This is a genomic window from Bacillus sp. FSL M7-0003 (assembly GCF_038628485.1).
In the GTDB taxonomy this organism is placed as follows: Bacteria; Bacillota; Bacilli; order Bacillales; family Bacillaceae; genus Bacillus; species Bacillus safensis.
Window position 1 is genome coordinate 1,658,245 of the sequence record NZ_CP152024.1, and the last position, 23,953, is coordinate 1,682,197.

The window sequence follows — 23,953 nt, forward strand, 5'->3', positions numbered from 1 at the left end:
CTAAAGTGTACAAAATGGAATTTATTTTGGGAGGAAAAAATAATGACAAGCCCGACCCGCAGAAGAACTGCCAAACGCAGACGGAGAAAACCGAGTCAGAGGGGAAAACTTGTGCTTGTTTTTTTATCAGCGATGATTTGCTTAACGATGTGGAATGTGCTTCATCGAAATAGTGAAGAGAAGAACCCTTTTCAAAAAACTGCAGTAGCTTTAGAAAACAGCCAGAATAAAGAAGTTAAAAGGAAAACCGCTAAAATATCAGAGAAACAAATCAAAACAGTGGACCGTAATCACAAAATCAGCAGTTATTTAAATGGGATCGGTTTCAGCGGAACAGCCATGATTGTTAGAAATGGAGAAATCGTAACAAATAAAGGTTTTGGTTATGCAGACCGTAAACAAAAAGTTCGAAATAATCCTTTGACATCTTTTTATGTCGGCTCGTCACAAAAAGCGCTGATTGCAACCGCTATTTTGCAGCTTGAGGAAAAGGGAAAACTTCAGACAAGTGCTCCGATAAGCACGTATTTACCTCATTTCCCTAACGGACAAACGATTACTTTGAAAAATCTGCTGACACATACATCGGGAATAAACGGACATATTGAAGGAAATGGTGTAATTACTCCGGACGAATTAATAAAAGACATAGAACGTCAGGGAATTAATCGTCAGCCGGGCGTATGGAGCTATAAGGATTCCAACTATTCTATTCTTGCTTATATTGTGGCTGAAGTGAGCGGTGAGTCCTATGAACAATATATAACGAATCATATTTTTAAACCGGCGGGAATGACGCATGCAGGCTTTTACAAAACATATGAAAAAGAACCTTATCCTGCTGTTGGGTATAAGCTGAAAGGCAGCAAAGCGGTTACACCGTATATGCCCGATCTATCTCAGCTTTACGGTGCTGGAGATATTTATATGAGTGCTATAGATATGTACAAATTTGACCAAGCCCTGATAGACGGCAAACTGTATTCGCAGAAGAGCTATAAAAAGATGTTTACGCCAGGAAGCAGCTCCACATACGGAATGGGATTTTATGTTGCTCCCGGTAGCTATTCAAACCATGGTGTCATGCCGGGCTTCAACATTTTGAACAGCTTTAGCAAATCTGGGCAAACCATCGTTGTTTTGTTTTCAAATATACAAAATAACACTAAACTGGGCCAAGTAAACAATAAAGTATATCAGCTGCTGAATCAAGAATAATTCTGATCTGCTTTTGCAAACGCTAAGATGGCTAGCTTGACAAGTATTTCCGACACAATTACAATGGGAATGTATCACTTGTTTTTCTTAACATGATTGATAACTAATTTAAACTTGACAAGGGCAGTGAGGATCTCATTCCCTGTGAAGGCCCTGTATGTTGAGACACAAAACAATGTACATGCCGACACTTTATTTGTAAAACCAAGTTCATAGCAAGAGGAGGTGAAAATATGTCGCCTACGATGTTTACGATCATCTCCATTTTGCTGAGCCTAATCTGTTTAGTTGTTGGCTACTTTGTTCGTAAAACCATTGCAGAAGCAAAAATATCCGGCGCAAGAAACATGGCCGAACAAATTGTTGAGGATGCAAAGCGTGATGCGGAAGCATTGAAGAAAGAAGCGCTCTTGGAAGCGAAAGATGAAATTCATTCGTTTCGTGTAGAGGCGGAGCAAGAAGTTCGTGAAAGACGAAATGAGCTTCAAAGACAAGAAAACCGTTTACTTCAAAAAGAGGAAAATCTTGATCGCAAAGACGAATCTTTAGATAAACGGGAGTCCCTGTTGGAGAAGAGAGATCATTCTCTGAATGAACGACAACAACATATTGAAGAGATGGAAAGCAAAGTGGATGATATGATTCGTTTGCAGAAAGCCGAGTTGGAACGTATTTCAAGTCTAACTCGAGATGAAGCGAAACAAATCATTCTGGATCAAGTTGAAAATGAGCTTTCCCACGACATTGCAGTCATGACGAAAGAATCTGAAAACCGAGCGAAAGAAGAGGCTGACAAAAAGGCGAAAAATATTCTTTCACTTGCGTTACAGCGTTGTGCAGCTGATCATGTGGCTGAAACAACGGTATCTGTAGTCAATCTTCCAAATGATGAGATGAAAGGTCGTATTATCGGACGTGAAGGACGAAATATCCGTACGTTAGAAACGTTAACAGGTATTGACTTGATCATAGATGATACACCTGAAGCTGTTATACTATCGGGCTTTGATCCGATTAGACGTGAAACAGCGAGGATAGCTCTGGACAAGCTAGTCCAGGATGGCCGCATTCATCCTGCACGAATTGAAGAAATGGTGGAAAAATCACGCCGTGAAGTCGATGATTATATCCGCGAGATGGGTGAGCAAACGACATTCGAAGTCGGAGTTCACGGTCTGCATCCGGATCTGATCAAAATTCTCGGCCGCTTAAAATTCCGTACAAGTTATGGACAAAATGTCCTGAAGCATTCAATTGAGGTTGCACATCTTGCAGGTCTCATGGCTTCAGAGCTTGGAGAAGATGCAAAGCTTGCAAAACGAGCAGGTCTTCTGCATGACATTGGAAAAGCCATTGATCACGAAGTAGAAGGAAGCCACGTAGAAATTGGCGTTGAGCTTGCGACGAAATATAAAGAGCATCCTGTTGTCATCAACAGTATTGCCTCTCACCACGGTGACCAAGAACCGACATCTATTATCGCTGTTCTTGTTGCGGCAGCTGATGCATTATCTGCAGCACGCCCTGGTGCAAGAAGTGAGACGCTTGAAAATTACATTCGGAGACTTGAGAAATTAGAAGATATCTCTGAATCTTATGAAGGTGTTGAAAAATCGTTTGCGATACAGGCTGGACGTGAAGTACGTATTATGGTGAAGCCAGATTCAATTAATGATCTTGAAGCTCACCGTCTAGCAAGGGATATTCGTAAGCGAATTGAGGACGAGCTCGATTACCCTGGTCACATTAAAGTGACAGTCATTCGAGAAACTCGCGCAGTAGAGTATGCAAAATAGAGCGGTGCGCTTAGCGCCGCTTTATTTTTTTGTGTAAATATGCAACACTGATAAGAAGATCAATTTAAAAGAGAAAGGGTTCAAAAGCGCATGAAAATATTATTTGTTGGAGATATTGTCGGTTCACCTGGCAGAGACACACTGAAAGAATATTTGCCAAAGCTAAAGAAAAAATATCAGCCGCACTTTACCATTGTCAACGGAGAAAATGCTGCTCACGGGAAAGGTCTGACTGAAAAAATCTATCATGAGCTGCTGCAAGCAGGAGCTGATGTGCTCACAATGGGCAACCATACATGGGATAAAAGAGACATTTTCGATTTCATCGATGATGCAGCTAATATGGTCCGCCCTGCTAACTTCCCAGAAGGCACACCTGGAAAAGGTCTCACGTTTATTAAAAAACAAGGAAAAGAATTGGCTGTCATCAACCTGCAAGGGCGTACGTTTTTACCGCCAATTGACTGCCCATTTCAAAAAGTAGATGAATTAATTGCGGAAGCATCCAAACGAACACCGTTTATTTTTATTGATTTTCATGCTGAAGCCACAAGTGAAAAGCAGGCGATGGGCTGGTATACAGACGGCCGTGCATCATGTGTCGTTGGCACGCATACACATGTTCAAACAGCAGATAACCGCGTATTGCCAAAAGGAACTGCGTATATTTCAGATGTCGGGATGACAGGACCTTATGACGGCATTTTAGGTGTTGACCGAGAAACGATCATTAAACGATTCAAAACAAGTCTCCCAGTCCGGTTTGAAATTGCAGAAGGCCGCACGACGTTAAGTGCAGTAATCGTAGAAATTGACGAACAGTCGAAAAAAGCTGTCAAAATTGATCGAATTTTGATAAATGATGACCATATTTTCTTTGAATAAATGTTCACATATTTATTTCAGAAAAATATTAATCAGAAAGAAGGAATATGCGCCCTCTATCGTGAATATAGTAAAAATGGTAGGTAGCCTGCTATTTTTGAAAAACATTTTGGGGATGGATTTTCAAAAAAATAGCATCATCTAACAAAGATTGTTCTAATGAACACTCACTTATCCATTGTAAATTTAAGGGGGAGCAGAAATGGAAATTTTAAAAGTTTCAGCAAAGTCAAATCCGAATTCAGTAGCAGGAGCATTAGCCGGCGTTTTACGTGAACGCGGTGCAGCGGAAATACAAGCAATCGGCGCTGGAGCACTGAATCAGGCGGTTAAGGCTGTCGCCATTGCAAGGGGATTTGTCGCGCCAAGCGGAGTGGATTTGATATGCATTCCAGCCTTTACTGACATTCTGATCGATGGAGAAGAAAGAACAGCCATCAAATTGATTGTTGAACCACGATAATTCTAATTTTATTATTTTCAACCTGCTTACATCATGTAAGCAGGTTGTTTTTGTTTACCGCTATACATTTCTTATATAACATATTCAGTTCGTGAAATAGATAAAAATGACATATTAGAGCTTGCATTTTTTCACCGTGATGATAAATTAAGATTAAGTTGAATTTACTTCATCAAAAATAAATATTTAAGTAGGTGAAATAATGTTTGAAGCTTTTTTGAAAAGAGGAAAGCTTGTTTTTATTTTATTTTTTATCGTTCTCATTGCTGGCGGCTATTTATTCGCGCAGCTTCCTAAACGAGAACTGCCAGAATTCGAGGCGAATCTCGTCACGATTTCTACCGTTTTTCCTGGTGCAGATGCAAAACAGGTGGAAAGAGATGTCACCAATAAACTGGAATCAGCACTATCAGATATCAATGGTGTAGAGAAAACGAGCTCGGTTTCTGCCATTGGTTTCTCAAATATTGTGCTTGAAATTGAGGACCAAGCCGACTTTCAAAAGGTGGCAAGTCAAATTAAGAATGAAACCACAAGTGCTGCGTCGTCTTTTCCTGACGGGGTGAAGGAGCCGGAAGTAAAGGATGAATTCGGCAGCGTGCCGGTTGGCTCTTATATGATTGTGTCGAGTGAATCATCGGACTTAGCAAAGAGTCAGCAATCGCTGCGTGCATTGAAGGAAAAAGTAGAGGACATCAAAGGGGTAGACAGTGTCATTATCAAAGGCTTCAATGACAAACAAGCGCTATTAAACTTAGATTCAAACAAGCTGGAGGGTGAAGGGCTCAATGTAACTGATGTCACAGATGCCTTCAATCAGGAATTTGACACATCTCCACTAGGCGATATTCGGGCAGGCAAAGAGAAGGTGAAGCTGTCCATCGATACATATGACCGCTTAGATCAAGTTAAAAAAATTGAGCTTTTCTCAAAAACGAAAAGAGAGCCGGTCACAATTAGTCAGCTTGGCAGTTTAAAAGAAGTAGAAAAACAGAAAAGTGATATTGTGTCGTATAACGGAAAGCCCGCTTATTCATTTACTGTGAATATTAAACAAGGGCTTGATATTCCTAAAATGTATGACAAAGTCAGTGATGTCCTTGAGAAAGAAAAGCAGCTGCCAAATGGGGTGGAGTGGGTAGACTACTATTCACAAAAAAGTGAAGTGGATACCATTTTCAATGATTTAATAAAAGAAGCCATTGTTGCGGTCATTGCTGTCATAATTGTTACCACACTTGGACTCACGATTGGCGGGGCGTTTATCGTTTCACTCGCCATTCCGCTATCCATTACAATTGGAACGATTCCGCTGCCATTTTTACAAGTGGACCTCAATCAAATTTCGATCATCGGCTTTATCATTGCTTTAGGGATACTTGTCGATGATGCCATTGTCGTCAATGATAATATTTTAAGACAAATGAAAAAATACGAAAGTCCGCTTAAAGGAACAATTGCAGGGGTGAAAGAAGTCGCAGGGTCCATTTTGACATCAACACTGGCTGTTGTGTTTGCCTTCCTGCCGCTTGTATTCCTATCAGGTGCAAATGGTTCATTTATTCGGGCATTACCGTCTGTTCTAGTGACGACTGTGCTTGCGTCCATGGTGATTTCTCTGACACTTGTACCGGTCTATCAATATACTGTGAACCGGAAAAGAAAGAACAAAAACAGTCAAAAAGAGCCGGGATTCCTAGGGAAACCATTAAAAAGGCTGGCTGATTTCTATGCAGACCGTGTGCTGACAAACATTGTGAAGCGGCCGCTCGTTATTGGACTAAGTGGTTTGCTCGTTGCAACGCTTGCCTTTTTACTTATTTTCGTCACACCATTTGAATTTTTCCCTGCGGCGAATAAGAAAGAAGTGGTGGTCACTGTCACGCTTCCAAGTGAAACAACATTAGACAAAACAAATGAAACACTAAAGAAAATAGAACAAGAGATCAAACAGCAAAAAGGCATTGAAGAAACGGCGATTTTTGCAGGCGGCGGTGTGCCGAACCTGTTTAATGAAAGTATTTCAAATGCAAGTGACCACACGGGTCAGGTTGTCGTGAGAGTAGACAATGATCAGATGACAAGTAAGGCATTAATAGATCGTATGACCGAGCCTTTGCGAGAGACATTCAAAGAGGCTGAAATCTTTATGAAAACCATTGTACAAGGACCGCCAACTGGAGCGCCAGTGACAGTAACGGTTGCGGGTGACTCTTTTTCAAAGCTCATTGATGTCAAAGAAACACTGACAAATGAAATGAAAGACAAAGGGGCAAGCTTGATTACGGACGATGTCAATCAGCCGGTGAAAACGATCTCCTTTGAATTAAACCGCGAGCGGATGGCAGAGGATGGGCTCAGTGCTCAATTTGTCAGCAGACAGCTTGGTCTTGTGACAGAAGGTATGCCATTAGGTACCTTTCAACAAGGAACAAATGATATCGATTTAGTAGTGAAACAGGATATAGGCACACATCAAAATGGTTTAAAGCTAAAAGAAATGAAAGTGCCTGTGAAGACAAATGAGGGCGGTATGCCTCAACTTGAGCCGCTTAGCCGATATGTAAAAGAAAAAGAAACAGAGCAGTACGAAAGCATTCCACATGAAAATGGAGTTCCGACCATTACGCTGAAGGCGTATCCCGGCGCATCAGATTCGTTTAAAGACGATATGAAAGAAGTCGTCAATCAAGTGGGGAAAAGCGCTGCAGCGAAGGATTTGACCATCTCACAGGGTGGAGAAAATGAAAATCAGACCCAGTTCTTTATTGAAATTAGTCTCTTATTTGCAGTAGTCTTGCTGCTCATTTACGTGACCATCGCATTCCAGTTCAATTCATTGATGCTTCCGCTGTTAGTTCTAGGAACGGTTTACTTAGCCGTATCAGGAGCCATTATCGGACTGTTTGTCACACAAACACCATTCAGCTTTATGGCAACAATGGGAATTGTCTCATTGGCTGGTATTGTCGTCCGAAATGCGGTCGTCCTATTTGAATTTATTGAACAGCGGCGCAAGCAAGGGTTTGATCAACAGACAGCTGTCATTGAAGCAGGAAGAGCAAGGATTAGACCGATTCTCTTAACAGCATTTACGGCACTTATTGCACTAATGCCTGTTGCATTAAGTCATGATCCACTCTTTAAGCCGCTGGCCATCTGCATTGTATCTGGTGTCTTTTTCTCAACAATACTGACATTATTCATTGTGCCAGCACTATATGTTGCCGTTTCAAAGAAACGCTGATGATGAAAGCAAATCTCCGATCGAAAGGAGATTTGCTTTTTTTTTTTAGAAAAATATCCAAAAAAATATGTGGGGTGTTCATTTGTCTTTTTCTAGTAGACAGTGGTATTTACGACTAAAATAAGTCGTGTTAAAATCTGATTAGGAGAAGTTTTTTAACAAAGGGGTTGTACGTCATGTGTGGAACGATGAAAGCAATTGTTAAAAAAGAAAGCGCTTACGGAGCGGTGATGATGAAGATGCCGATTCCAGAAATCAAAGATCATGAAGTTTTGATCCAAGTGAAAGCCACTTCGATATGCGGAACAGACGTGCATATTTATAATTGGGATGATTGGGCTAAGGGAAGAGTCAAAGCGCCTTACATTTTTGGACATGAATTTACAGGGGAAGTTGTTAAAGTGGGGAAGCAGGTCTCACGAGCAAAGGTAGGGGACTTTGTATCGGCTGAGACGCATGTTGTATGTAATCAATGTTATATGTGCTTAACAGGGCAGCAGCATTTGTGCAGTGAAACGAAAATTTTAGGGGTAGACATTGATGGCTGTTTTGCTGAATATGTCAAAGTACCTGAACAAAATGTGTGGCATAATCCAACTCAAATGCCGATCGAGCTTGCCTCTATACAAGAGCCGCTAGGAAATGCTGTTCATACTGTACTGCACACACCTGTTTCAGGTAAGTCAGTGGCGATTTTTGGCTGCGGACCAATCGGTTTAATGGCAATTGCTGTCGCAAAAGCCTCCGGGGCTGTTCAAGTGTTCGCTGTTGATAAAAATGAATACAGGCTCGATCTTGCCCGAAAAATGGGTGCAGATCATATTGTGGATATTGGAAAAGGTGATCCAGTCGCGATAATTAAGCAGCTCACGCGGATGGAAGGGGCAGATGTGATGTGCGAGATGTCAGGTCATCCAGCTGCCATTAATCAAGCACTCGAAGCTTGTGCAAATGGAGGAAAAGTCAATATACTAAGCTTGCCAGAACGGCCAGTAACAATTGATATTACGAATCAAATTGTTTTTAGGGGATTAACCGTGCAAGGGATCACGGGGAGAAAAATGTTTGAGACGTGGCGTCAAGTTTCTGAGCTATTAAGAACGAATACCATTGATGTAAAGCCAGTTGTCACTCATACACTGCCATTTGAAGAGTTCGAAAAGGGATTTGAACTTATGCAAAGCGGTACGTGCGGGAAAGTCGTACTGATGATGCCATCATATCAAAGGGGGAAGAAATGATGAAAGAATTCACGTATTTACAAGATGAATTGGAAACAATGAAGCAGCAAGGCACCCACCAAACTTTGAAAGAGATCGACTCAAAACAATCATCCACTGTGACATTAAATGAACAATCTGTCATACAACTCTCCTCAAATAACTACTTAGGGCTCACCTCACACCCAAGGCTGATGAAAGCAGCAAAAGAGGCAATCGATGAATTCGGTGCGGGTACAGGATCTGTACGTACCATCGCCGGCACAATGACGATGCATGAACGTCTTGAAAAAAAGCTTGCTTCATTTAAAAAGACAGAAGCAGCACTTGTGTTCCAATCAGGCTTTACGACCAATCAAGGGGTCTTATCCAGTATCTTGACAAAAGATGATATTGTCATTTCGGATGAACTGAATCATGCCTCAATTATTGATGGCATCCGATTAACAAAAGCAGATAAAAAGGTATACGGTCATTCCAATATGGAAGAGCTGGAGAAGATTTTGAAAAAATCAATGAATTACCGCGTCCGCCTCATCGTTACAGACGGTGTGTTCTCGATGGATGGAGATATCGCGCCACTTCCTGAGATCGTCAGGCTCGCAGAGGCATATGATGCATTTGTGATGGTAGACGATGCACATGCATCGGGCGTGCTTGGTGAGAATGGGCGCGGGACGGTCAACCATTTTAAACTCGACGGCAGAGTGCACATTCAGGTCGGGACACTTAGTAAGGCTGTCGGAGTGCTCGGCGGCTATGTGGCTGGTTCAGCGGTTTTAATTGATTATTTAAAGCATAAAGCAAGACCGTTTTTATTCAGCACCTCTCATCCGCCAGCTGTAACTAGAGCGTGTGAAGAAGCGATTGAAGTGCTGTTAGATGAACCGGAACGAATCGATACACTTTGGGAGAACGCCGCTTATTTTAAAGAAAAGGTCATCAGCCTAGGATTTCAAGTCGCCCCAACAGAGACACCGATTATCCCAATCATGATTGGAGACGAAGCACTTACTTTTCGATTCTCAAAGGCTTTAATAGAACGAGGCGTGTTTGCCCAAGGCATCGCCTTCCCAACTGTAGCAAAAGGCAAGGCAAGAATTAGAGCCATCATCACAGCCGAGCACACAAAAGAAGAACTAGACCGGGCACTGACAATCATTGAAGAAGAAGCAAAAAAACTAAACATACTTGATTGAGAGAGCGCAGGCTCTCTTTTTTCTTTTTGTGAAAAATGGTTATGACTAATAGGCAATTTTCATAGAAGAACCGTATATGATTTATTTTCAATTCATCACAAAATAGTCTATACTGTAGGGTGGAACTTGGTTTGAAAGGAGTACAAATTCATGAATGAAGAGCAGAGAAAAGCGAGCGGACAAGTAAGTTCATCGGACAAAAAATCCGAGAAGGACTACAGCAAATATTTTGAAGCTGTGTACATTCCGCCTTCCTTAAAAGATGCAAAAAAACGGGGTAAAGAAGAAGTCGAATACAATCAATTTCAAATTGACGAGCAGTTTCAAGGGTTAGGGAACGGCCGCAAGTTTTATATTCGCACATATGGCTGTCAAATGAATGAACATGACACAGAAGTGATGGCTGGTATTTTTATGGCGCTTGGCTATGAACCAACAAACTCAACGGAAGATGCAAATGTTATCTTATTAAACACTTGTGCTATTCGTGAGAATGCAGAAAATAAAGTGTTTGGAGAGCTTGGACATTTAAAAGCATTAAAACGTGAAAAGCCAGATTTAATTTTAGGTGTCTGCGGATGTATGTCACAAGAAGAATCTGTCGTGAACCGTATTTTGAAGAAACACCCATTTGTTGACTTGATTTTTGGCACGCACAACATTCACCGCCTGCCAGAGCTGTTATCTGAATGCTACCTTTCAAAAGAAATGGTCATTGAGGTTTGGTCAAAAGAAGGCGACGTGATTGAGAACCTTCCAAGAGCCCGTCAAGGTAAAATCAAGGGCTGGGTGAACATTATGTACGGCTGTGATAAATTCTGTACATACTGTATCGTGCCTTACACGCGCGGAAAAGAAAGAAGCCGCCGCCCAGATGAAATTATTCAAGAGGTCAGACGTTTAGCGGCAGAAGGATATAAGGAAATTACCCTTCTTGGTCAAAACGTGAATGCATATGGAAAAGATTTTGAAGATATGGAATATGGTCTTGGCCACCTGATGGATGAGCTGCGAAAAATTGATATTCCGCGTATCCGTTTTACAACAAGCCACCCGCGTGATTTTGATGATCACTTAATTGAAGTGCTTGCCAAGGGCGGAAACCTTCTCGATCATATTCACCTGCCAGTTCAATCCGGAAGTTCTTCTGTGCTGAAACTTATGGCGAGAAAATATGACCGTGAGCGTTACCTTGATCTTGTGCGCAAAATCAAAGAAGCGATGCCGAATGCTTCATTAACAACGGACATTATTGTTGGGTTCCCAAATGAAACAGATGAGCAGTTTGAAGAAACACTTTCCCTCTATCGCGAGGTTGAGTTTGATGCTGCTTATACATTCATTTATTCTCCAAGAGAAGGAACGCCTGCAGCGAAAATGAAAGACAACGTGCCAATGCGTGTGAAAAAAGAACGTCTGCAGCGCCTAAATGCACTTGTGAATGAAATTTCTGCGAAAAAAATGAAGGAATATGAAGGGCAGATTGTCGAAGTATTAGTAGAGGGTGAAAGTAAAAACAACCCTGAGATCCTAGCCGGATATACAAGTAAAAGCAAGCTTGTGAATTTTAAAGCACCAAAAGAAGCGATTGGCAACATCGTCAAAGTGAAAATCACACAAGCCAAAACTTGGTCTCTTGACGGAGAAATGGTTGGAGAAGCTATCGAGGTGAATTAAAATGACACTTTATTCAAAGAAAGAAATTGTCGAGCGTGCAAGAGAGCTCGCTAAAATGATTTCTGAAACGGAAGAAGTTGATTTCTTCAAAAAAGCAGAAGCGCAAATCAATGAAAATACAAAAATTTCAACGATCATTAATCAAATTAAGGCGCTTCAAAAACAAGCTGTGAACTTAAAGCATTACGGCAAACATGAAGCCTTAAAGCAAGTCGAAGAAAAAATCGATGCCCTGCAAGAAGAACTGGATGACATCCCAGTGATTCAAGAATTCAAAGAATCACAAATGGAAGTCAATTCCCTGCTTCAACTTGTAGCGCACACGATTTCGAATCAAGTAACAGATGAAATCATTCTCTCAACCGGCGGTGATCTCTTATTAGGAGAAACCGGTTCAAAAGTGAAAAACTCATCACCAAGTTGCTCCATTAAATGAGAAAACCCCGCAGATGCGGGGTTTTTTGCTTTCCTATTAACATTTTTTGAAAAGCACTACCCATTCTTTTTCCTGCTTCATCGCCTCCAAACCTCTCACTCTCCAACTTTTCCAATTTTCAAGGCAAGTTTATGGGCGACCATGCATACACTGAAACAGAAATGAATTTAATTGAACATGAAGTTCAAAATCGTGACACACTAGACGAATGCCCAGCATAAGATAAAACGATCAAGAACAAGGAGGCATGCCGGAATGTCTGAATACAGAGAAATTATTACAAAAGCGGTGGTTGCAAAAGGGAGGAAATTCACCCAAAGCACACACACCATTTCTCCATCGCAAAAACCAACCAGCATCCTAGGTGGTTGGATCATTAATCATAAGTATGATGCTGAAAAGGTCGGTAAAACCGTTGAGATCGAAGGAACATTTGATATTAACGTATGGTACTCTTACGCCGACAACACGAAAACAGAAGTCGTCACAGAGCGTGTGAAGTATGTAGACATCATTAAACTGAGATATAAAGATAAAAATTTCCTTGATGATGAGCACGAAGTAATTGCGAAAGTATTGCAGCAGCCCAATTGCTTAGAAGTGACCATTTCTCCAAATGGCAATAAAATTATCGTTCAGGCAGAGCGTGAATTCATTGCTGAGGTAGTCGGTGAAACAAAAATTGTCGTAGAGGTCGATTCAAGCTGGAAAGAAAAAGATGATCACGAGTGGGAAGAAGAAGTGGATGAGGAGTTAGAGGATATTCATCCAGAATTCCTAGCAGGTGAGACAGAAGAGTAAGGAATGACTAGGGCGCATATCCCCCTAGTTTTTTTGTGCCTGATCTAGGAGAAAAAAGGTGATTTTTTATGCTATAATTAGAGATGGTATGAATTCGAAAGTAATATAGTGAGGGATTAGAAATATGGCAAGTTATACGCCCATGATACAGCAATATTTAAAGATCAAGGCAGATTATCAAGATGCCTTTTTATTTTTTCGCCTAGGCGATTTTTATGAGATGTTTTTTGATGATGCAAAGGAAGCGGCGCAAGAACTAGAAATTACGTTAACAAGCAGAGACGGCGGCACAATTCCAATGTGCGGCGTTCCTTATCATTCTGCTTCTGCATACATAGAACAGTTGATTTCAAAAGGCTACAAGGTCGCCATTTGTGAGCAGGTGGAAGACCCTAAAACAGCAAAAGGTGTAGTCAAAAGGGAAGTCGTTCAACTGATTACACCAGGAACCGTCATGGATGGTAAAGGTTTAAGTGAAAACGAGAACAACTTTATTGCGTCTGTTACCAGCTTTCAAAATGGGTACGGTCTTGCGCTGTCTGATTTATCAACAGGTGAAAACATGGCAGCTTTCATCGATCGATTAGATGAAGTCGTATCAGAAATTTATTCTGTCGGTGCAAAAGAAATTGTGGTGTCAAAGCAGCTGGATGAGGAAACAATCAAAACCCTTAAAGAACGCTGCCAAGCAACTATTTCATACGAAGATAGTGATGAATTATTAGATGAAGCTGAACGGCTCGTTTCCCATCTAGACGAAAAGTTAAAAACGTCATTTTTAACACTTTATGCCTATTTAAGAAGAACGCAAAAAAGAAGCTTGGATCATCTTCAGAAGGTTCAAGTGTTTGAGCTTGAACAAACGATGAAAATCGATCTTTACTCAAAACGAAACCTTGAATTAACAGAAACGATTCGTTCAAAAAGCAAAAAAGGCTCTTTATTATGGCTGTTAGATGAAACAAAAACAGCGATGGGCGGCAGACTGCTCAAGCAATGGATCGACCGGCCGCTTATTCGCCTTTCGCAAATTAATGAGCGTCAGGAAATGGTGCAAATCTTGATGGATCATTTCTTTGAGCGAGAGGATCTGCGCGAACGATTAAAGCAAGTATATGATCTTGAGCGTTTAGCGGGCCGCGTGGCATTTGGCAACGTGAATGCCCGTGATCTCATCCAGCTCAAAGAATCCTTAAAACAAGTACCGGATATTAAACAACTCGTTCATTCATTACCAGAAGAAATGGCAAAATCAAGAGCGAATGAGATTGATCCTTGTGGTGATTTGCTTGATTTATTAGAAGATGCACTTCATGAAAATCCGCCGATGACGATAAAAGAAGGCAATTTGATTAAAGATGGCTACAATGCAAAATTAGATGAATACCGTGATGCCAGCCGAAACGGAAAGGACTGGATTGCACGGCTTGAACAGCAGGAAAGAGAATATACCGGCATTCGCTCCTTAAAAGTCGGGTTTAATAAAGTGTTTGGTTATTATATCGAAGTGACACGCGCAAATACACATCTGCTGGAGGAAGGGCGTTACGAAAGAAAACAAACGCTTGCCAATGCAGAGCGGTATATCACACCTGAATTAAAAGAAAAAGAAGCACTGATTCTTGAAGCAGAATCAAATATTAACGAATTGGAATATGAACTATTTACAGCTCTCAGGGAGCAAGTAAAAGGCTATATTCCTAGATTACAGCTGCTTGCAAAACAAATGAGCGAGCTTGATGCGCTTCAATGCTTTGCGACTGTCAGTGAAAAGCGCCGTTATATCCGGCCGGAATTCTCAGAGGATGACGTGGATGTCAAAGATGGCCGTCACCCAGTCGTTGAAAAAGTGCTGGATCACCAGGAATATGTACCGAATGACTGCCATATGGGAAAAGGCAGACAAACCTTACTCATCACTGGACCGAATATGTCAGGGAAAAGTACGTATATGAGACAAATGGCGCTCATCTCGATTCTTGCGCAGATTGGCTGCTTCGTGCCTGCGTCAAAGGCGACGCTTCCAATCTTCGATCAAATCTTTACACGTATTGGTGCAGCAGATGATTTGATTTCTGGTCAAAGTACTTTTATGGTAGAGATGCTCGAAGCAAAAAATGCGATGGTGCACGCAACCAAAAACAGCTTGATTTTATTTGATGAAATTGGACGCGGGACAAGCACCTATGATGGAATGGCTCTTGCGCAGGCGATCATTGAATTTGTTCATGATCATATTGGGGCTAAAACCCTATTCTCTACACATTACCATGAGCTCACGGTCCTTGAATCTCAATTAAGCGAGCTGAAAAATGTTCATGTGCGAGCTGAAGAGCATGAAGGCACGGTCGTTTTCTTACATCAAATCAAAGAAGGTGCAGCTGATAAAAGCTATGGTATTCATGTAGCGCAGCTTGCGGAATTGCCTGATACCATCATTAATAGAGCCCAGACTATTTTAACGGAGCTTGAGAGCGGATCACATGACGTGACCCCAACCGTATCTGCAGCACCAAAAGCAGAAAAGGCTGAAGAAAAACAGCAGCTATCTTTCTTTGAAGTAGAAGAAAAACCGCAGCCGAAAGCTGCGCTAAAACAGAAGGATCAAGCGGTCATAGACGAATTAAAGTCTTACAACCTAATGGATATGACGCCGCTTGAAGCGATGACAAAGCTGTATAAATTGCAAAAGAAATTATAATGTAAAGTGAGGTGAGCAGAAATGGCAAAGATTATTCAGTTATCCGATGACCTATCCAATAAAATTGCTGCAGGTGAAGTGGTCGAGCGCCCGGCTTCTGTTGTAAAGGAGCTTGTGGAAAATGCGATCGATGCAAAAAGTACAGTGATTGAAATCGATGTAGAAGAAGCTGGTCTTTCTTCTATCAGGATTATTGATAATGGTGTTGGAATCGATGCTGAAGATTGTAAGCTCGCCTTCCAGCGCCATGCAACGAGTAAAATTAAAGACGAAAATGATTTGTTTCGTGTCAGAACGCTCGGATTCAGGGGAGAGGCGCTGCCAAGTATTGCATCCGTCTCTCACCTAGAAATGAAAACAAGTACTGGCGAAGGAGCTGGGACACACTTAGCTTTGCAAGGCGGGAAGATCATTTCAGAGAAAAAAACCTCTGGCCGCCGCGGCACCGAAATTGTGGTCACCAACTTATTTTACAATACGCCAGCCCGCCTAAAATACATGAAAACCGTTCATACGGAACTTGGTAATATATCGGATGTTGTCAATCGAATTGCGCTAGCTCATCCCGAAGTATCGATCCGTTTGCGTCATCAAGGGAAAGTCCTGCTACAGACGAATGGAAACGGAGATGTACGTCATGTACTTGCGGCTATTTACGGGACTGCTGTGGCTAAAAAAATGCTGCCGCTTCACGTACAATCACTTGATTTTGAAGTGAAAGGATATATTTCCTTACCAGAAGTGACGAGGGCATCACGGAATTATATGTCTTCTGTTGTAAACGGCCGATATGTCAAACATTTTCCGCTCGTGAAAGCGATCCATGAAGGGTATCACACGCTGCTTCCGATTGGCCGTCATCCAATTACATTCATTGAGATGAAGATGGATCCCATTCTAGTGGATGTGAACGTTCATCCTTCGAAGCTAGAAGTGAGGCTAAGTAAAGAACAGGAACTTCATGATCTGATTAAACAAGGAATTAAGGAAGTATTTCAAAAGCAGCAGCTCATTCCAAGTGCTTCAGTACCAAAAAAAGCACCAATGCCAGCTGTGAAAAATGAGCAGCAATCCTTAACCTTCGATGCGAAACAAAGGAACTCAAGCCCAGCGGAAACACCGCTAACCTATCAGCCGGAGCCGCTCGAATCGATCGTATATGAGACAAGTCATACCGAAGCATACGGAATACCTAAACAAGAGAAGACGGAAGCATCATCACCGGTATTTTATGAAGAAGCCTCATCTGAGCGAGAGCATTCAGAGGAATCCGCCGCTTCACTTGAAGATGTAGAGACGGTACTGCACGAAGAAGTGACAGAAACGATTCCTGAAAATGAACGCGTCCCTGTGATGTATCCAATTGGACAAATGCATGGCACATATATATTGGCTCAAAATGAACGAGGTCTTTATATCATCGACCAGCATGCGGCTCAAGAACGAATCAAGTATGAGTATTATCGTGAGAAGGTGGGAGAGATCGAACAGGAAGTGCAAGAAATGCTCGTCCCCTTAACATTTCACTACTCTAAAAACGATATGCTGATCATTGAAGAGCATAAGGATATTCTAGCGAAAGTGGGGGTCTTCTTAGAGCCCTTTGGTTCAGGAAGCTACATCGTTCGGTCGCATCCGCAGTGGTTTCCAAAAGGTGAAGAGGCTGAACTGATCGAAGAGATTATCGAGCAAGTGCTTGATGAAAAACGTGTTGATATCAAGAAACTCAGAGAAGAAGCGGCGATTATGATGAGCTGTAAAGGCTCAATCAAAGCAAATCGTCATTTGCGTCATGATGAAATCAAAGCCTTATTAGATGAACTTCGGCAAACGAAGGACCCATTCACCTGTCCGCATGGCCGGCCGATCATCATTCATCACTCCACTTATGAAATGGAGAAGATGTTTAAACGGGTGATGTGATATAAAAAAGCGCTCTAATCAGAGCGCTTTTTTATTTAGCATCCGCAAGGATCTGGAGGTGTGACCACAACTGGCCGTGTATTAATATCAATCGTATCTTCTGCATAAAATGTGGAACCGATGCTGATGGCTCGATTTTCTGCACGGAACGTGTATGTACCTGCAGCAGGGAGTACTTTATGTGAAAGCTTTAATGTATATTTGGAAATTCCAAGTAAATCCAGTCTGAGCGGAATACGAACGGTTTGTCCGTTGTTCAAAATGTAGCTGTCTTTTAATGCTTTACCGTTCATAATGTCTTTAGTTGTTGCTTGGAAACCCTTTGGCAGAGTGAACTCAACCGCACCGAGACTTAGAACAGAATTTGGGCTGTACGTCAGCTCAATGTCAGAAAAAGACCATTCCTGCTTACTTGCTCCTGTAATTTTTGCGTAAAGTGCAGCTGGTTTTGCATTGGTTGTTGCTTTGCCGGCTTCCTCAGCAGATGCAGAAAGCGGTACTGACAGTGCCATAACCAATGTGAGCATCCCCATCATAAGAATCGTCCACGTTTTTTTCATTTTTTTCTTCCCCCTTGTTGAATATAGGTAAATAATAGATGATTACACCCATTATTTACCTATAATGTTACCATATCACCATATGGTATTAAATGGGATATTATACCCTTATTTTGTCATTCTTTAGTAATAGCGGGGAAATAGCGCATTTGGTTGATTCATTCCGTAATAATGGCCTGGCATTTGCTGGTTTGTTGGCATCATCATATGCATATCTTGATAACCATATGGATGATGTGGCATCATCCCGTATCCACCATAATGGCCTAGATGATGATGGTCCTTCATTGGAACATGCTTTGAAAAGGTATCATGCTGATTTGGAAACGGTGAATAAACTGAATGATGATGTGGATGGTGCGCGTTATACACATCTTTTTTGCCGCTATGATAATGGTTTGGCATATTCATATGATCATGCATGTTTGGCGCGACCATATGCTCATGATTGGCTGTATACACATTTTCAAATGTGTGATAGGGATTTTCTTGGTGATAATGATTCATTTGGCTGTTCATATCGTTCATGTATATCTCATCCTTTATGTCAGGTTGCCATATCCTATGAGACAGATCTGCTTCATGAGCCTATCCATATGAAAGAAAAAAACCGGCCTTTCAGCCGGGAAAAGGAAAAGCAGGTAAAGCGTCAAGCGTTAAATTGTGTAGCTGTGTCTTCTTCTGCGACGCTTTTTACATCTGCTGCAGACACTTTTAGGAAAATAACAGGGATCGTAGCTTCGAGAGGTATCCCAAAAATCGCTCTCAAACCATTTATCTTTTTTATGACAAAACTTTTTTTCTTTACATGGATCCTCATGGTAATGATCGTCATGCTTTTTATGGCAGTGTGAGTGGGAATGTTTGCACTTGCATTTGCACATTGTCATCCCTCCTAAATGTGACTCAATGCTAGTATATGCAAGAAAGAGTCATGAGGACTGGATGCTCATGCTTCTTTTATAAAAAAAGGCTTTTTCTAAAAAAACTCAAATAAAAAGAATTGACTAGTGCTAAATTAACATGATAAAATATAAATTTCTATCCTCTGATGAAATGTGTTATAATGATATTGTGAATACTTTCGGAGGTGGCGGATTTGTTTCAAATAGGTGATAAAATTGTTTATCCAATGCATGGAGCCGGTGTGATTGAAGGAATGGAAGAAAAAGAGATTTTAGGTAAAACGCAGGAATATTTCCTGATTCAAATGCCGAATATGCAGATGATGGTCCCAAAAGGCAGAATCAATCAACTAGGTATACGTCCGGTAGCAGATCAAGCAACGCTGAAAGTTGTGATGAACAATTTTGCAGAAGAAACAAACGACGACACGCTTACTTGGAAGCAAAGATATGATGAAAATCTGAAAAAGCTAAAAACAGGTGCGATCGAAGATGGTGCAGACGTTGTCAAAGATCTAATGAGACGAAATCAGAAGAAAGCGTTAAATTCAAGTGAAAAGAAGATGCTTGAAGATGCAAGAGGCATGTTAGTGAGTGAGATTTCACTTGCACAGGGATTGACGCAAGATGAAGTGATGACAGCTTTAGAGAATGAATTAAGAATGTAATGATGATATACAGAGACTAGCTGTAAACTGAAGGGGACTACTTCTTTTGTTTACAGCTTTTTTGTTTGAAAAAAAGAGTAATATTGCCATTTTTGTAGGTGATTTTAACTAAAATTGAAATGAGGTCATACGATTTAGTTTTTACGTTCACAACAAAAATTTAAAGACCTCTGAAATACCTAGATAATATTAAAAAACAGGTAACTTCTCCTGATTCATTCAAATGAGCCGGACAACCTTTGAATTTTCTAAGCCATTGATAGTAAAATATTGCGGTAAGATGACACCTAAGAGAAAAAAGGAGCGGTGAAATGAAAAGGTTACTAATATGTGGATTCATCTTTCTTATTCTGTGTACTCTTTTAATGGTGAAATGCAGCCATTCTGTTCAAGAAAAAAAAGAGCAAAAGCAGCATCATCAAGAGGTAGAAAAGTATCAAAAAGAGCGAAAACAAGGCGATCAATATGAAAACTTTAAACAGCTCATGCGATATGAAAGAGACGGTTATGAGATAGAATTTCACGAAAAGGGTGGAAGTGATTTACTTGTATTTTCTCCTCATGGAGGTGAAATTGAACCAGGAACAAGTGAAATTGTAGAAGCCTTTCAAGAAAAGTACTCTACGTATTTGTTCGAAGGTACAAAGCAAGACAATAACCGGGATCTGCATATCACGAGTACCAATTTTGATGAACCCATTTTGGTTCAAATGATTAAAACGTATCCTTTTTCAATTTCCATCCATGGCTATAAAAGTGATAAAAGACACACGCTCGTTGGCGGCACAAATGAAAAAATGCAAAGAGCAGTTGTACGAGAACTAAAAGATCGGGGATTTTCCGCAGAAATGGTACAAAAAGGCGAACGGCTTTCTGGTACAGACCCTAAAAATATAAATAATCGAAATGCGAGTGGTGAAAGCGTTCAGCTCGAAATTAGTACAGCGCAAAGGGAAGCTTTTTTTGACAATTTTGAGACGAGAAAGGGAAAGAAAAAAACATTCAGACGCTATATTAATGCGTTAAAAGAAGTGCTCAGAGAATTCGACCCTTCTTCGTAAAAAATTTTGATGGGCAAAAGTACTCTATTTAAACTTGGTAAAAAAGATAGGAATATGCGATTTGAACATAAAATATGTAATAACTTACAATTTGCCTTGAAAACATAAATTATGTAAAATAATAGTTATCAGTTTGATATGATAGAATGGGGCTGAAGTGGATGGCACATAAAATACCATCTTCCGAAGTAGGTGTAAAGATCAATCAATGGTACACGCATATTTGCAAATTTGAAGTTGAACAGGCAAACGGCATGAAGCGCCTTGTTGAAGAAGAAATTCATGATATGGAAGAGGATCAAGATTTACTCCTATACTATTCTCTAATGGATTTTCGCCATCAAATGATGCTTCAGCACTTAGCGCCAGTCCATGCAGGGAGTGAAACGCTTCAAGCAGTGTCCTTTCCTAAAGAAATTGACGATGCAGAAGATGAGATGACAGGCTTACTCGGCTATTATTTTCATTTTTTTCATGGAATGTATGCGTTTATCCAGCGCCGCTATATCGAGGCCATTTCATATTACAAGCATGCGGAACATCAACTGATTTTAGTGACAGATGAGATTGAAAAAGCAGAATTTTACTATAAAATCGCAGAAGTTTACTATCATATGAAACAAACCTATTTCTCCATGCACTACGCTAAAAAGGCAAGAGATATCTACAAGAAACATCAGCTTTATGGAAAAAGAAGCATTCAATGTGATTTTGTCATGGCAGGTAATTGGATTGATGTTAATCAGTATCAAAAAGCGCTTCCTTATTTAGAAAAAGCGTTAAAGGTCTGTGAAGCGATGGAACAAAAAGAATGCACATCTTACTTTAAAGCAATGGCTCTTAATAACTTAGGCACTTGTCATTATAGTATGGGAACGTACCATACAGCGACTGTCTTTTTTGAACAAGCCATTTCACTTTATCAGAAAGATCAAGCATCCACGATGATCAAATCGTTGTTTTCACTTGCCCTTACTTGTTTTAAACTCGGAGATATTCAGCGGGCGGGCGAGGCCATATCTACAGGAATGAAAGAAGCTTGTGTATTGGAAGATGAAATTTATCAGTTGAAATTCCAATTTTTGCAGGCGCTCTATATAGAGAAAGACGGCTGTGAGCAATTGAGGTCGGCTCTTTTTGGTCTGAGAAATAAAAAAATGTTTGCTGATTTAGAGGAATTAGCACTTGATGCGGCTAATTATTATAAGGAACGCGACATGTACAAGGAATCCTCCACTTTTTTTGAGATTGTGATCGAAGCGCGTACGCACATTCAAAAAGGAGATGAGATGTATGAGAACGAAGCATAACATGTCAGCTGCTCAAGTAGATGAAAGACTTCACACTTAAAAATGAGACAAACAACACCCTTTACGCAAAACGTAAAGGGCTTTTTTCTTTATTCTTTGATTGCTTTTTCTGCGTCAATTGCACCTGCTCCATAAATCATCGGGTCATCCCCAGACCACTTGCTAGTATTTTCTTTTAACAGGGTTTTGACTTCATCTGGCGTTAAATCTGGTGAATGCTCTAACAGTAGAGCGCAAATACCAGCACAAATCGGTGTTGCCATCGATGTGCCAGATAACGTTGTATAATCCTCATCGACTCTGCTTGATTTATCGAGTTTATCCAGAAAGGATCTTGGTGATCTGAGAGAAACGATGTTTACGCCTGGTGCGAGGATATCAGGCTTTGCTTCCCCATAAACAGTTGGCCCTCTGCTTGAAAACGGTGCCACGACATCGTCACTTGATTCTGGTGTATTCCGGTCATCATAGGCTCCAACCGTAATGACTTTTTGACTGACAGCAGGGCTTGCAATCGTCTGGCTGTTAGGACCAGAGTTTCCGGCAGCGACGCATACAACAATCCCTTGATCCCAAGCCGCATTGACAGCACGCACCATTGGATCGTCCTGTTCGTCATCATAACGCTGCGCAGCTCCGCCTAGCGACATACTGATAATATGAATCGGATCATCAGGGTGGTCTTCGTTGAACTGTATGCACCATTCAACCCCTTCTATAATAGTAGAAAGTGATCCAGCCCCTTGTTTATTTAACACTTTCACGCCAATTAGATTTGCTTTTGGGGCGGGTCCTTTGTATAAGCCATCTGAAGCGGCTCCATCTCCAGCGACATCTCCCGCGCAGTGAGTACCGTGGCCATTATCATCATAAGGTTTTGTTTTTTGTTTGACGAAATCCACAAAATCTCGAATTCTTCCATCTAAATCTTCATGCGGATAAATTCCTGTGTCAATGACAGCGACCGTAATGCCTTCTCCGGTTAAAGTTGTCCCGTTTCGGGTGACTTCTTCAGCATGGCTCGCTTGTGTGGCTACATCCAGCAACGCATGAACTTTCCGGTCTAAATAAATTTTACGAATATGCTCACCGTTTGTTAATAGCTCCTCTAAAGCAGCAGGCGTTAAATCAGCAGCGCAGCAGTCGATATGTGAAAAATGCCGTTTTATATTTGTTTTTCTGCTTTTTTTCATGAACTGTTTTGTGCTTTGAATCCCTGCCTCGGCTGCACCTTCCTTAAATTCAATGATCACACGAAGCTTCTTTTTCTTCTTCAGCCTGCCTTCGAAAAAACGATGAAGAAAGCATGGCGTCCATTTAAAAGGTTTATAAAGGTGAAGAACGGTCTCTCTTAAAGGCTGATCTAGTTTACTAGCATGTGTTCTGACCATTTGCACCATAGAAAATCCAAACATGTGATGCCCTCCATTCCAGCTATCCATTCTCGTACACTCTTACGTTATGAGAATGAGAACTGCTTGGTTCGGATTCTTGTCCCTCCTTTTCTTTATATTGGCGGCTTGCTTAGTCTTTCAAAAAAAGAAAAGCGCTTACATTTTGTAAAATAATAGAAAAAGGTGGAAATCATATAGAATCTGCCGATGATAGGTGGGAGAGTTCTTCTGAGAGAACCAGTGAAACAAAGGATTTTGCAGAAAAAGGAGGGCTGTGGACAGGGTCAATGCTCATATAAATGTGATGCGTGACAGATGGAAAACATCAAATCCTTATCAAAAAAAGCCGAATTAAAGAAAACAGACTGGATAGGACTAGGTCATATTAAACATAACGTCATTTGTTTGTCATACTATTCTAACTCTGTTTTCAAAGAGGAGAGGCGTTTCTGTGTATATAAATGCAATTATCTTATTTTTGAGGAATCT

19 protein-coding genes are annotated in these 23,953 nt (G+C 40.9%); 16 read left to right on the forward strand and 3 right to left on the reverse strand.

Annotation, left to right across the window (positions count from 1 at the left end):
• The first annotated feature begins 42 nt into the window (after positions 1-42).
• The 12 genes from MHI23_RS08385 to mutL all read left to right on the forward strand — a co-directional run bounded on the left by MHI23_RS08385 (position 43) and on the right by mutL (position 17,566).
• Complete coding sequence (locus MHI23_RS08385) at positions 43-1,218, forward strand: serine hydrolase domain-containing protein (RefSeq protein WP_342492432.1); 1,176 nt, start codon at positions 43-45, stop codon at positions 1,216-1,218.
• 233 nt (positions 1,219-1,451) lie between these two features.
• Positions 1,452-3,014, forward strand: a complete 1,563-nt coding sequence (gene rny / locus MHI23_RS08390; protein WP_003211958.1) for a ribonuclease Y — start codon at positions 1,452-1,454, stop codon at positions 3,012-3,014.
• Between the two features lie 90 nt (positions 3,015-3,104).
• On the forward strand, positions 3,105-3,899 hold the full coding sequence (locus tag MHI23_RS08395) for a TIGR00282 family metallophosphoesterase (protein ID WP_125586747.1): 795 nt from the start codon (positions 3,105-3,107) through the stop codon (positions 3,897-3,899).
• Positions 3,900-4,101: 202 nt separating this feature from the next.
• Positions 4,102-4,362, forward strand: coding sequence for a stage V sporulation protein SpoVS (spoVS, locus tag MHI23_RS08400; RefSeq protein WP_003211281.1), 261 nt, complete (start codon positions 4,102-4,104; stop codon positions 4,360-4,362).
• A gap of 202 nt (positions 4,363-4,564) precedes the next feature.
• Positions 4,565-7,609 (forward strand): efflux RND transporter permease subunit, encoded by a 3,045-nt coding sequence (locus tag MHI23_RS08405; protein ID WP_342492433.1) that lies wholly within the window; start codon positions 4,565-4,567, stop codon positions 7,607-7,609.
• Positions 7,610-7,785: 176 nt separating this feature from the next.
• The gene (gene tdh, locus MHI23_RS08410; protein WP_268423135.1) at positions 7,786-8,850 is read left to right on the forward strand and encodes an L-threonine 3-dehydrogenase; all 1,065 of its coding nucleotides are present in this window, start codon (positions 7,786-7,788) and stop codon (positions 8,848-8,850) included.
• A complete protein-coding gene (locus MHI23_RS08415) occupies positions 8,850-10,028 on the forward strand; it encodes a glycine C-acetyltransferase (protein WP_024427026.1) in 1,179 nt (392 codons plus the stop codon). The genes tdh and MHI23_RS08415 overlap by 1 nt, the downstream gene beginning before the upstream one ends.
• Before the next feature lie 150 nt (positions 10,029-10,178).
• Positions 10,179-11,705 (forward strand): tRNA (N6-isopentenyl adenosine(37)-C2)-methylthiotransferase MiaB, encoded by a 1,527-nt coding sequence (gene miaB / locus MHI23_RS08420; protein WP_024427027.1) that lies wholly within the window; start codon positions 10,179-10,181, stop codon positions 11,703-11,705.
• Between the two features lies 1 nt (position 11,706).
• The gene (locus tag MHI23_RS08425) at positions 11,707-12,141 is read left to right on the forward strand and encodes a RicAFT regulatory complex protein RicA family protein (RefSeq protein WP_008358013.1); all 435 of its coding nucleotides are present in this window, start codon (positions 11,707-11,709) and stop codon (positions 12,139-12,141) included.
• A gap of 255 nt (positions 12,142-12,396) precedes the next feature.
• Complete coding sequence (gene cotE, locus MHI23_RS08430; protein WP_024424105.1) at positions 12,397-12,942, forward strand: outer spore coat protein CotE; 546 nt, start codon at positions 12,397-12,399, stop codon at positions 12,940-12,942.
• Between the two features lie 124 nt (positions 12,943-13,066).
• Entirely contained in the window at positions 13,067-15,643 is a 2,577-nt protein-coding gene (mutS, locus tag MHI23_RS08435) for a DNA mismatch repair protein MutS (RefSeq protein WP_342492434.1), read from the forward strand.
• Between the two features lie 21 nt (positions 15,644-15,664).
• Complete coding sequence (gene mutL / locus MHI23_RS08440; RefSeq protein ID WP_342492435.1) at positions 15,665-17,566, forward strand: DNA mismatch repair endonuclease MutL; 1,902 nt, start codon at positions 15,665-15,667, stop codon at positions 17,564-17,566.
• A gap of 35 nt (positions 17,567-17,601) precedes the next feature.
• Here the strand turns inward: mutL and bslA are convergent, their stop codons facing one another.
• Both bslA and MHI23_RS08450 read right to left on the reverse strand, forming a co-directional pair.
• Positions 17,602-18,126 carry a biofilm surface layer hydrophobin BslA gene (gene bslA / locus MHI23_RS08445; protein ID WP_024424102.1) on the reverse strand — a complete coding sequence of 175 codons (525 nt, stop codon included), beginning with the start codon at positions 18,124-18,126 and terminating at the stop codon, positions 17,602-17,604.
• Positions 18,127-18,249: 123 nt separating this feature from the next.
• Positions 18,250-18,654 (reverse strand): hypothetical protein, encoded by a 405-nt coding sequence (locus MHI23_RS08450; protein WP_034281914.1) that lies wholly within the window; start codon positions 18,652-18,654, stop codon positions 18,250-18,252.
• 68 nt (positions 18,655-18,722) lie between these two features.
• Here MHI23_RS08450 and MHI23_RS08455 point away from each other — a divergent pair, with 68 nt between their 5' ends.
• From MHI23_RS08455 to MHI23_RS08470, 4 genes are all read left to right on the forward strand, one after another.
• On the forward strand, positions 18,723-18,980 hold the full coding sequence (locus tag MHI23_RS08455; protein WP_041109139.1) for a hypothetical protein: 258 nt from the start codon (positions 18,723-18,725) through the stop codon (positions 18,978-18,980).
• Positions 18,981-19,225: 245 nt separating this feature from the next.
• Positions 19,226-19,699: a CarD family transcriptional regulator gene (locus MHI23_RS08460; RefSeq protein WP_024424099.1), complete on the forward strand. Its 474-nt coding sequence runs from the start codon at positions 19,226-19,228 to the stop codon at positions 19,697-19,699.
• A gap of 311 nt (positions 19,700-20,010) precedes the next feature.
• Positions 20,011-20,760: a poly-gamma-glutamate hydrolase family protein gene (locus MHI23_RS08465; RefSeq protein WP_056766526.1), complete on the forward strand. Its 750-nt coding sequence runs from the start codon at positions 20,011-20,013 to the stop codon at positions 20,758-20,760.
• A gap of 161 nt (positions 20,761-20,921) precedes the next feature.
• A complete protein-coding gene (locus MHI23_RS08470) occupies positions 20,922-22,070 on the forward strand; it encodes a Rap family tetratricopeptide repeat protein (RefSeq protein WP_034281920.1) in 1,149 nt (382 codons plus the stop codon).
• Between the two features lie 89 nt (positions 22,071-22,159).
• Here the strand turns inward: MHI23_RS08470 and MHI23_RS08475 are convergent, their stop codons facing one another.
• Positions 22,160-23,485, reverse strand: a complete 1,326-nt coding sequence (locus tag MHI23_RS08475; protein WP_254966879.1) for a S8 family peptidase — start codon at positions 23,483-23,485, stop codon at positions 22,160-22,162.
• Positions 23,486-23,953: the final 468 nt, after the last annotated feature.

Bases quoted from the DNA above. Each gene is read 5' to 3' on its own strand.
- mutL (WP_342492435.1), top strand. From the start codon at position 15,665: ATGGCAAAGATTATTCAGTTATCCGATGACCTATCCAATAAAATTGCT.
- MHI23_RS08415 (WP_024427026.1), top strand. From the start codon at position 8,850: ATGAAAGAATTCACGTATTTACAAGATGAATTGGAAACAATGAAGCAG.
- MHI23_RS08470 (WP_034281920.1), top strand. From the start codon at position 20,922: ATGGCACATAAAATACCATCTTCCGAAGTAGGTGTAAAGATCAATCAA.
- tdh (WP_268423135.1), top strand. From the start codon at position 7,786: ATGTGTGGAACGATGAAAGCAATTGTTAAAAAAGAAAGCGCTTACGGA.
- MHI23_RS08465 (WP_056766526.1), top strand. From the start codon at position 20,011: ATGAAAAGGTTACTAATATGTGGATTCATCTTTCTTATTCTGTGTACT.
- MHI23_RS08475 (WP_254966879.1), bottom strand. From the start codon at position 23,485: ATGTTTGGATTTTCTATGGTGCAAATGGTCAGAACACATGCTAGTAAA.
- MHI23_RS08385 (WP_342492432.1), top strand. From the start codon at position 43: ATGACAAGCCCGACCCGCAGAAGAACTGCCAAACGCAGACGGAGAAAA.
- MHI23_RS08450 (WP_034281914.1), bottom strand. From the start codon at position 18,654: ATGAACGATATGAACAGCCAAATGAATCATTATCACCAAGAAAATCCC.
- miaB (WP_024427027.1), top strand. From the start codon at position 10,179: ATGAATGAAGAGCAGAGAAAAGCGAGCGGACAAGTAAGTTCATCGGAC.
- cotE (WP_024424105.1), top strand. From the start codon at position 12,397: ATGTCTGAATACAGAGAAATTATTACAAAAGCGGTGGTTGCAAAAGGG.
- bslA (WP_024424102.1), bottom strand. From the start codon at position 18,126: ATGAAAAAAACGTGGACGATTCTTATGATGGGGATGCTCACATTGGTT.
- rny (WP_003211958.1), top strand. From the start codon at position 1,452: ATGTCGCCTACGATGTTTACGATCATCTCCATTTTGCTGAGCCTAATC.
- mutS (WP_342492434.1), top strand. From the start codon at position 13,067: ATGGCAAGTTATACGCCCATGATACAGCAATATTTAAAGATCAAGGCA.
- MHI23_RS08425 (WP_008358013.1), top strand. From the start codon at position 11,707: ATGACACTTTATTCAAAGAAAGAAATTGTCGAGCGTGCAAGAGAGCTC.
- spoVS (WP_003211281.1), top strand. From the start codon at position 4,102: ATGGAAATTTTAAAAGTTTCAGCAAAGTCAAATCCGAATTCAGTAGCA.
- MHI23_RS08395 (WP_125586747.1), top strand. From the start codon at position 3,105: ATGAAAATATTATTTGTTGGAGATATTGTCGGTTCACCTGGCAGAGAC.
- MHI23_RS08405 (WP_342492433.1), top strand. From the start codon at position 4,565: ATGTTTGAAGCTTTTTTGAAAAGAGGAAAGCTTGTTTTTATTTTATTT.
- MHI23_RS08455 (WP_041109139.1), top strand. From the start codon at position 18,723: ATGAAAGAAAAAAACCGGCCTTTCAGCCGGGAAAAGGAAAAGCAGGTA.